The following is a 9,481-nucleotide window of genomic DNA, read 5'->3' as shown; positions in this document are numbered from 1 at the left end:
GAAGGATGTCGAGACAACAATCTCGTCATCCTGCGCATGGTTGATGATTGCCCATATCCGCAGAGTTCTGCGAAAAATCAATCAAACCGCTTTCTGATTCAGGCTCTCAGACCTGGGTTCGGGATTAATGGCTTTCCTGCCATGTCAGTGCCGGACGTGTTGCGTTTCCCCTCCCCGGTTTGTTTAATGTGAATGATGTGCGGATGTCTGCGGCCTCTGGCGGGTTTCAGGGGAGCGCCTGAGCTACATCTTTACGATGTCCGGTTTTTTTCGAAGTCGGCATAGAGAGTCATTCCGCCATCGATGAAGAGGGTCTGGCCGGTGATGTAGGAGGCCTGATCGGAGGCGAGGAACAGAGTGGGTTCGGCGATCTCACTGGATTCGCCGGGGCGGCGCATGGGGATGTGTTCTGAGATGGCCTTGTATTTTTCAGGGTCTTTTACCCATGCATCGTTCATGGGGGTGACGATGGCGCCAGGAGAGACGGCGTTCACGCGGATGTTGCGGGAGGCATATTCGAGGGCCCAGGTGCGGACCATGTTGCCGATGGCGCCTTTGCTGGCGGAGTAGCCGAGGAAGCCGGGTTTGGGGATGATCTGGTGGACGGAACTGTTGATGACGATGCTGCCTTTTGTGCCGTCTTTGACCCAATGTCTGAGGACTTCGCGGACGCAGAGCATGACGCCGGTGACGTTGACGCTCAGGACTTTCCCGAAGTCGGCGAGGGAGATGGATTCCGAGGGGGACTGGATCTGGATGCCGGCATTGCAGATGAGGACGTCGAGGCCGCCGAATTCCTGAAAGGCTTTGTCGATGGCGTCGATGACGCTCTGTTCGTCGGAGACATCGCCGACGCATTCGATGTGGGGGCCGGCGGTGACTTTGGGGAGTCTGGGCAGGAGGTCGTCGAGCTTGTCTTTTTTGCGGCCGTTGATGGCGACGCGGGCACCTTCCCGGGCGAAGGCGAGGGAGATGGCTTCGCCGATTCCCTGGCTGCCGCCGCTGACGAAGACGCGTTTGTTTGTGAAGCGCCGGGCGGACGGGGTTTTGGTGTTGGTCATGCGGGGTCCCTGAGTGTGTGGCCGGCGGATGAGTTGCCGGGGCTGGTCAGGGAGAGAATGCCTGAAGGCAGGGTGGAGTTCCGGGAGTGTTGAAATCCGGGCGTTGCGCGGAAGCGGCTGAAGGCGTGTGTTTTTGGAAAGGCTCTGTTGTCGTTAGGTGTTGATCTGTGATTTTTCAAAGGGTTAGAAAAAGATCGGGCTCTGCCCGAACCCGGAAGGGGTCGCGGATCCCTTCACCCCAATCTGTTGATAAATAAGCATGTTTCCAAAGGTCTGTGACCTTTGGTGGGTTCCAGGGCAAAGCCCTGGGAAGGAGCCAGCACTTAATGACAACAGAGCCTTTCCAAGGGTCTGAGCTTTGAGGGTTTTTATCCGTCGATCTGGCTGAAATCAGCGATCAGGCGTGTCATCCGCACCAGTTCGGATAGCAGTTTCAGGCGGTTGCCACGGATCTGTATGTCGTCGGCGTTGACGATCACGCCTTCGAAAAACGTGTCGAGTGCCGGGCGGAGGCTGGCGGCTTCGCGCATGGCGTCGGTGAAGCGTTCGGCCGTGATTGCTGTTTCGACCTGCGGGATGACGGTTTTCAGGGCGGCGGCCAGCGCGATTTCCTCGGGCTGGGTGTAGAGCGCCGGGTCGGGAGTGCCTTCGTGAGGGCCGTCTTTTTTGTCCTCGATGCGGAGAATGTTGGTGGCGCGTTTGGTGGCGGCGAGGAGGTTTTTGCCGTCTTCCGTCGCGAGCATATCGGCCAGGGCCTCCGTGCGGGCGAGGAGGCGGGTGATGTCGGTGTCGTAATTGCCCGCGGAGATGGCGGCGAGGATGTCGTGCCGCCTGCCTTCGCTGCGAAGCTGGACGCGGAGGCGCTCGGCGATGAAGCCGGGCAGGAGGTCCAGGTCCGGGGCGTTTTGCAGGGCTGCCGGCAAGGCTTCCGCGGCTTTGACGAACAGGGCGACGAGATCAAGCCGGAGGCCATTGGTGCGGATCAGGCTGATGATGCCGAGGGCTGCGCGGCGGAGGCCGTAGGGGTCACCGGAGCCGGTGGGTCTGGCGCCTGCCGCGAAGAAGCCGGCGAGCATGTCGAAACGGTCGGCCAGGGCGACGGCGACGGAGACCGGGGCGGTCGGGGTTTCGTCGGACGGGCCGCGCGGCTGGTAATGCTCGGAGATGGCGGTGCAGACGTCGGCGGGTTCCTGGTCGTGGCGGGCGTAGTAGCCGCCCATGACGCCCTGGAGTTCGGGGAATTCGCCGACCATGCCGGTTGAGAGGTCGGCCTTGGCGAGCAGGGCGGCGCGGGCAGCGTGCTGCGGGCTGGCGCCGACCATCGGGGCGATGAGTTCAGCAAGGCGGACGAGGCGCTTTACGCGGTCGCCCTGGCTGCCGAGATCGGCGTGGAAGGTCACGTTATCGAGGCCTGCGATGCGGGATTCAAGCGGGCTTTTGCGGTCGAGATCCCAGAAATGGCGGGCATCGGCGAAGCGGGCGCGCAGCACGCGCTCGTTGCCGGCGATGACCTGGGCGCCGCCGTCTGAGGGGTCGATATTGGAGACGAAGGCGAAGCGCGGGGCAGGGCTGCCGTCGGTGTGGCGCAGGGCGAAGTAGCGCTGATTGACGCGCATGGAGACCTGCATGACCTCGGCGGGGAGTTCCATGAAGGTGTCGTCGATGCGGCCCAGGAAGGGGACGGGCCATTCGACGAGACCGGCGACTTCCTCAACCAGGCCGGGATCGGTGACGATGGCGAGGCCTTCCCCGGTGGCGAGCTGGTTGATGCCCTGGAGGATGGCCGAGCGGCGCTCGGCGGCGTCGGTGAGGACGCGGCGGGCGCGGAGACCGTTCTGCCATTCCGTGAAGGTGCGGGCCTGGAAGGGCTCGGCTTTTGTGGCGCCTGCCGGGTAGAAGCGGTGACCTTCTGTGAGATCGCTGCTGGTCAGGTTATGGCCGTTATCGGGCGTGCCGCCTTCTTCCGTGGCCAGCGAGAAGGGGACGATGGTGCCGCCGAGCGTGCAAAGGATGCGGCGCAGCGGGCGGACCCAGGTGAAAGTGCTGCCCGTGCCCCAGCGCATGGATTTTGGCCAGGGGAACTGGCGGAGCAGGGCGGGGAGGCGCCCGGCGATGCAGACCTCGGCGGCGATGGCCGGAGTGTTGCGGGTGAGGACCCAGAAGCCGCCTTCGAGCTTTGCGTCGTCTTTGCTGGCATTGTGTTTGCGGAGGAAGCCTTCGAGGGCTCGTTCCGGCGCGGTTTCGCGGGGACCGCGCTCCTGGATGGTTTCGGCGGGGACCTGGGCGTCCAGCTCGCAGACGAGGGCGATACGGCGGGGGCCGGTGTAGCTCCGGGCCTCGCGGACGTTCAGCGCGGCGAGGGCTTTGCTGATCTGGCGGACGAGTTCCTCACCGGCCGGCTGCTGCATGCGGGCGGGGATTTCTTCGGAGAAGAGTTCGAGAAGAAGTTCAGCCATGGTTCAGCCCTCGCTCTTTGCGGTTGTCGGGTCTTTTGCGAGCCAGGTTTCGCAGCAGAGTTTCGCGAGGTTGCGGACGCGGCCAATATAGGAGGCGCGTTCGCTGACGCTGATGACGCCGCGGGCATCGAGCAGATTGAACAGGTGACTGGCTTTCAGGCACTGGTCGTAGGCGGGCTGGGCGACGCCGGCTTCGGCCAGGGCGACGGACTCTTTTTCCGCATCGATGAAATGCTGGTGGAGCATGGTGGTATTGGCGAGTTCGAAGTTGTGGCGGGAGTAATCCTGCTCGGCGCGGAGGAAGACGTCGCCGTATTTCAGGCCGTCATTGTTGAAGTCCAGGTCGTAGACGTTTTCCTTGCCCTGCACGTACATGGCGAGGCGTTCCAGACCGTAAGTCAGCTCTGTTGACGGGACGGTCACGGGGATGCCGCCGACCTGCTGGAAGTAGGTGAACTGGGTGACTTCCATGCCGTCACACCAGACTTCCCAGCCCAGGCCCCAGGCGCCGATGGTGGGGTTTTCCCAGTCATCCTCGACGAAGCGGATGTCGTGCAGGTCCGGGTCGATGCCGATGGCGCGGTAGCTCTCCAGGAGGAGCTGCTGGCTGTCTTCGGGTGTGGGCTTCAGCAGCACCTGATACTGGTAATAATGCTGGAGCCGATTGGGGTTTTCGCCGTAGCGGCCGTCTGACGGGCGGCGGCAGGGCTGCACGTAGGCGGCTTTCCAGGGCGTGTCGCCGAGGGCGCGCAGGGTGGTGTGCGGGGAGAGCGTGCCGGCCCCGACTTCGGTGTCGTAGGGCTGGAGGATGGCGCAACCTCGTTCCGACCAGAAGCGGTGGAGGGTCAGGATCAGATCCTGAAAGGAGAGGGGCTTCGTGGCTGGACTGGCAGGCGCCGGGGACATTGCGGGCACGGGCTCCGGTTACGGGTCTGAGGGGCGGGCACCATACAGCGGGGGGCGGCCGGGGGGAAGGAAGGGGGGGCTTCGACCGGTGGGGTGGTTTTCCGGAAGGGGTGGGTGCGCCGGGCGGTGGCTCGGGCCGGGCGGGGTGATTCGGGAGGGGGCCTGTCTCTGCCGGGACGGTTTCCGGAAGCTTTTGGTTTATATATGGAATGAGTTTGGAGTGAGGCAGGGGATGCGGCTTTGGTCGGGAGAGCAGGCAGTCCGCTTTGCGAACAAAAAATGAAATAAACGTCTGATTACGTAAAATCGAATACGATTCCCACAAGAGCAGTCTCGTTCGTCATGAGCGCCATAGTCCCTGAAACAGTGGACAGTGCCGTCCGTCCGCCCCGCTACTTCACCCCCGACACGAAACCACCCCCACAACTTTCCAAACGACCGTCGCGTTTCACATCAGAGCGCGGTATGAGGGCATCCGCCGTGTCGCACCGATCTGCGGCCATCGGGAAAAAGGGGGAGCCCGTACGTATGTCCGACTGTCTGTTCCAACGCTACCGCGCGCACGTTGTCGAGGTAATGCGCCGCATCGTGCCCGGGATCGGGGACGAAGTTCTGGCACGCGTGGAACTGACGCCGACGCGTGATCCCGCGCATGGGGACATGGCGACCAACGCCGCCCTCGTCGCCGCGAAACCCGCCCGCCGCAAACCCGCCGACATCGCCGCCGAACTGGCACAGGGCCTCCTTGAGGTTCCCGGTATCGCACGCGCCGAAGCAGCCGGCCCGGGCTTCGTGAACATCACCTTTGATCCGGCTGTGCTGCAGAGCGTCATCCCCGCAGTGCTCGGCACTGGCGAGGCCTATGGTGACTCGAAGCTGGGTCATGGCACGCGGGTCAACGTCGAATACGTGTCGTGCAACCCGACGGGACCGATCCATGTCGGGCATTGTCGCGGCGCGGTGGTTGGCGATGCGCTGGCCAGTCTGATGGACAAGGCCGGCTACAGTGTCACCAGGGAATTCTACATCAACGATGCCGGTGCACAGGTGGCAGCCCTCGCCTGGGCGACTTACTGGCGTTACCTCCAGGCCATCGGCACGAAGCTGACGGAAGAAGAGTTCGACGCGCTGGTGCCCGGTGGCCTGCAATATCGCGGCGATTATCTGATCCCGATCGGGCAGGCCCTGGCCGAAGCGCATGGCGCGGGCCTCGCCGATGACGGTGGCCTCCCCGCCACGCCGGACCGCTGGTTCACACTGGTCCGGGAGTTCGCCGTAGCCCGCATGATGGAGGGGATCCGCGAGGATCTGGCGTCACTTGGCGTCGCGCATGGCATCTTCACCTCCGAGGCAAAGGTGCTGGCCGATGGCGTGACAGACCGCGCGATCGGCGACCTGGAAAGCCGGGGCCTGCTCTATGAAGGCGTGCTGGAGCCGCCGAAGGGCAAACTGCCGGAAGACTGGGAAGCCCGTCCGCAGACCCTGTTTAAATCCACCGAATTCGGAGACGACGTGGATCGCCCGCTCCGCAAGTCGGACGGGTCGAACACCTATTTCGCCAATGATATTGGCTATCATCTCGACAAGGTGGAGCGTGGCGGCCAGGTGCTGATCGACGTGCTCGGCGCCGATCACGGCGGCTATGTCAGCCGCATGAAGGCCGCCGTGCGTGCCCTGACCGACAATCGCGTGCCGCTTGAGGTCGTGCTGTGTCAGATCGTGCATATCGTGCGCGACGGTCAGCCGGTGAAAATGTCCAAACGCGCAGGCACCTTTGTCACGCTGCGCGATCTGCTCGATGAGGTTGGCCGCGACGCCGTCCGCTTCACCATGCTGACCCGCAAGAGCGACGCGCAGATGGAGTTCGATCTGGACGCCGTCGTCGCGCAGACCCGCGATAATCCGGTGTTCTATGTGCAGTACGCTCACGCCCGTTGCCGCTCCGTGCTTCGCGCCGCGGACGAGATGCTCGGCGCCACGGCCACCACGCCGGAGGCCCTCGGCAAAGCCGGTCTCTCTGACCTGACGGCGGATGTGGAACTCGCCCTGCTGCGCCGGATCGCAAGCTGGCCGCGCACGGTCGAGGGCGCGGCCGCCGCTCGCGAGCCGCATCGCATCGCGTTCTATCTCGGTGATCTGGCCGCTGATTTTCACGCCTTGTGGAACCGGGGTCGTGATGACGCCGCCCTGCGTTTCCTTCAGGCCGATGCGCCGGACGCCACGCTGGCCCGCGTCGCGCTGGTCGCAGCGACGGCGATGACGCTTCGCTCCGGTCTGGCTGTCATGGGCGTTGAGCCGGTGGAGGAGATGCGATGACACAACGCGACGATACGCCGCCCGATCCGCATGAGGACCGGCTCAACCGCGCCCGTGAGCGCATGAGTACGGATTACGACGATGCCCCGCCACCCCGTCGTGCCAGCAGGCCAAAATGGTGGGAACCGGGCAGGGTCCTTCCCACTGATCCGACGACCCGCCGTCTCACATTTGGCGCGTTTGGCCTCGGGGCTCTGCTGGTTCTGGGCGTCGGCGGCTGGACGCTGTTCGGGCATCATCAGAGCGGTATTCCGGTCATTGGTCCGCCTCCGGAGCCGATCCGTGAGAAACCGGCCAATCCGGGCGGTATGGAACTGGATGGCGCGATGGCGCCTGCGGATGTTCCCGGTGGCGCGGCTCACCTTGCACCCGGCCCGGAACAGCCCGATCCGGATGCCCTGGCCGCGCGCTATGGCGGGAAAGCAAAAGAGGACACCGGAGACGGCGATGGCGCAGCGGCGCCCGCGCCGGAAGGTGCGACACCTGCCCGGCAGGCCGCTCCTGCGAAAGAGACGGGTCCGGCGGCGCCGCAACCGGCTGATCAGTCTCCGGCACCCCCTGCTCCCGCGCCTGTGCCCCCGGTTCGTGAGGCCGCGATTCCGGCTCCTGCGCCAGCCGGAAAACCCCCCGCCGCGCGCCCCGCTGCTGAAGCGTCAGCAAAACCGCAGGCTCCCGTAGCGACCGCTTCCGGGCCATATGGCGTGCAGCTGGCGGCCGTGGATTCCGAAGCGTCGGCGCATAAGGAATGGGAGCGGATCACATCCTTCGCACCGGATCTGTTTGCCGGTCATTCACCGCTGATCGAGAAAGTCGTCCACAACAACGCCATTTTCTACCGTCTGAGAATGCGCGGGTTCGACAGCGTCGCGGCGGCTCAGGCGTTCTGCGTCAGAATTCGTGAACACGGACATGCCTGCAACCCCCTCCGTCCCTGAGCTGGTGCCGGAGGCCGACGCGCAGGACACCGCCCTCCGTTCGCCTCTGCTCCATCTCGACGGTTTCGACGGACCGCTCGATCTGCTGCTCGATCTGGCCCGCGCCCAGAAAGTTGATCTGGCCCGGATTTCGATCCTGCAACTGGTCGAGCAGTATCTGGCCGTCGTCGAATCCGCGCGTTCGATCCGGGTGGAACTGGCGGCGGACTGGCTTGTCATGGCTGCCTGGCTGGCCTGGCTGAAATCCCGCCTGCTTCTCCCGCCTGAGGACGGGCCGGATGAAGAGGCTGAGGACGCGGCGGAACTCCTGGCCGCAAGGCTGGAGGAACTGGCCCGCATCAACGTGGCGGCTGGCTGGCTGGCTGAGCGACCGCAACTCGGACGTGATGTCTTCGCGCGCGGCGAGAGCGAATCCCTGGTGGAGGTCGACCGCTCCGGCCTCGCGCTGGACGTGCCGCAACTCATGCGCGCCTATATGGCCGCCATCCGCCGAACGGTGCGTCACCGGGTTTACACGCCCCGGACCATCCGGTTCTGGACCGTGCAGGACGCTCTGAGCCGGCTGAAACGTCTGCTGGGCGATACGCCACCGGGCTGGAGTTCGCTCGATGCCTTCATGCCGGACCTTCCCGACAGTGCTGACGAAACCGAAACCATCCGCGTCCGCCGCGCCGCCATGGCCGGAACGCTGATCGCGGGGCTGGAGCTTGCCAAAAGCGGAATGCTGGAACTGAAACAGGAGGAAGCGTTCGGCCGCATCATGCTCAGACCGCACGAAACAGACAGTGAAATGACCGAAGCCGGAGCCGAAGCATGAGTGACACCGAAATCATGCCGGAAGCTTATGATACGGACGTTATCGTGGCTCTCGCCGAAGGCGCGGTCGCGGAGAACGACAACGTCCCTGTTGCCGGTCAGCCGGATGAACTCCCGTCCGAACAGGCCGTGCGTCTGGTCGAAGCCCTCATCTTCGCCAGCACGGAGCCGGTCAGCGCCCGGACCATTCTCTCCATTCTGGAGGGACGCGACCTGGTCCCGGCCTCCGTGGAAGACCTCAGTGCCTATGTGCGCGGGGTGCTGACAGCCCTGGTGGCCCGTTACGAAGACCGGGGCGTCGGACCTGTCGAGGTCGCGGGAGGCTGGCAGTTCCGCACCGCGCCCGATCTGGCGCCGCTGCTGACACGCGTGCTGCCCAAACCACGCCGCCTGCAACGCGCCACGATGGAGACGCTGGCGATCATTGCCTATCACCAGCCCTGCACGCGTGCGGAAATCGAGGAAATTCGCGGCGTCAGTGTCAGTCAGAACGCGCTCGACACGCTGATCGAAGAATCGCTCGTCGCGCCGCGCGGACGCAAGGAAGTGCCGGGCCGACCGGTCCTCTGGGGCACGACGCCCGATTTTCTGCGGCATTTCGGCCTGAAGAGTCTCAACGATTTGCCCCGGCGCGAAGAACTTCTCGGCGATATGCCGACCTCACCGAGAAGCCCGATCAGCGGCGCGACGGATCTGCTGGCACAGAAACCTCAGGAAGCACCGGCCGGGGATGACGATGGTGACAACGTCATGGTGGAGCCGGATGCCGGACCTGAGAATGAGGCTGTGCCGGAAGACGCCGGGCACCTGGATGGGACGCAGGAGTGAGTCATCATCGTTCATCCGGTTTCCCGTTGCGGTGGGTCATGATAGGTCTGTTCCCGGCTCCGGCGGTTTCGTCGGTTTCGCCACGATATGATGTGTGTCTGCGCCTGATTGCGGCCCCCGGTATTTTGCCCGGGCCGCGAGGCGCTGCTGGTGCCGGCGGGAA

At 64.4% G+C, this 9,481-nt stretch carries 7 protein-coding genes and 1 pseudogene; 5 read left to right on the top strand and 3 right to left on the bottom strand.

The genetic code is table 11. The annotated features are described in order from the left end of the window. Nucleotides 1-97, top strand: a pseudogene (locus GOB85_RS15445) (IS5/IS1182 family transposase); the annotation flags it as partial. 154 nt (nucleotides 98-251) lie between these two features. Here the strand turns inward: GOB85_RS15445 and GOB85_RS15440 are convergent. From GOB85_RS15440 to GOB85_RS15430, 3 genes are all read right to left on the bottom strand, one after another. Further along, the gene (locus GOB85_RS15440; RefSeq protein ID WP_173578356.1) at nucleotides 252-1,061 is read right to left on the bottom strand and encodes an SDR family NAD(P)-dependent oxidoreductase; all 810 of its coding nucleotides are present in this window, start codon (nucleotides 1,059-1,061) and stop codon (nucleotides 252-254) included. A 368-nt stretch (nucleotides 1,062-1,429) separates the two neighbouring features. Further along, a complete protein-coding gene (glyS, locus tag GOB85_RS15435; RefSeq protein WP_173578357.1) occupies nucleotides 1,430-3,517 on the bottom strand; it encodes a glycine--tRNA ligase subunit beta in 2,088 nt (695 codons plus the stop codon). 3 nt (nucleotides 3,518-3,520) lie between these two features. After that, a complete protein-coding gene (locus GOB85_RS15430) occupies nucleotides 3,521-4,423 on the bottom strand; it encodes a glycine--tRNA ligase subunit alpha (RefSeq protein ID WP_173578358.1) in 903 nt (300 codons plus the stop codon). A 528-nt stretch (nucleotides 4,424-4,951) separates the two neighbouring features. On the opposite strand from GOB85_RS15430, the gene argS reads away from it, so the two are divergent. Genes argS through scpB form a run of 4 tightly spaced genes read left to right on the top strand, consistent with a single transcriptional unit; the run spans nucleotide 4,952 to nucleotide 9,318 of the window. Next, the gene (gene argS / locus GOB85_RS15425) at nucleotides 4,952-6,739 is read left to right on the top strand and encodes an arginine--tRNA ligase (RefSeq protein WP_173578359.1); all 1,788 of its coding nucleotides are present in this window, start codon (nucleotides 4,952-4,954) and stop codon (nucleotides 6,737-6,739) included. Then, nucleotides 6,736-7,674 carry an SPOR domain-containing protein gene (locus tag GOB85_RS15420; protein WP_173578360.1) on the top strand — a complete coding sequence of 313 codons (939 nt, stop codon included), beginning with the start codon at nucleotides 6,736-6,738 and terminating at the stop codon, nucleotides 7,672-7,674. The genes argS and GOB85_RS15420 overlap by 4 nt, the downstream gene beginning before the upstream one ends. Further along, nucleotides 7,649-8,491: a segregation and condensation protein A gene (locus GOB85_RS15415; protein ID WP_173578361.1), complete on the top strand. Its 843-nt coding sequence runs from the start codon at nucleotides 7,649-7,651 to the stop codon at nucleotides 8,489-8,491. Before GOB85_RS15420 ends, GOB85_RS15415 begins: the two co-directional genes overlap by 26 nt. Then, nucleotides 8,488-9,318 (top strand): SMC-Scp complex subunit ScpB, encoded by an 831-nt coding sequence (scpB, locus tag GOB85_RS15410; RefSeq protein WP_242011559.1) that lies wholly within the window; start codon nucleotides 8,488-8,490, stop codon nucleotides 9,316-9,318. Before GOB85_RS15415 ends, scpB begins: the two co-directional genes overlap by 4 nt. Nucleotides 9,319-9,481: the final 163 nt, after the last annotated feature.

This window comes from Acetobacter fallax (assembly GCF_011516735.1).
In the GTDB taxonomy this organism is placed as follows: Bacteria; Pseudomonadota; Alphaproteobacteria; order Acetobacterales; family Acetobacteraceae; genus Acetobacter; species Acetobacter fallax.
The sequence above is the reverse complement of the archived record's forward strand: the minus strand, read 5'-3'. Positions and strand labels throughout refer to the sequence as shown.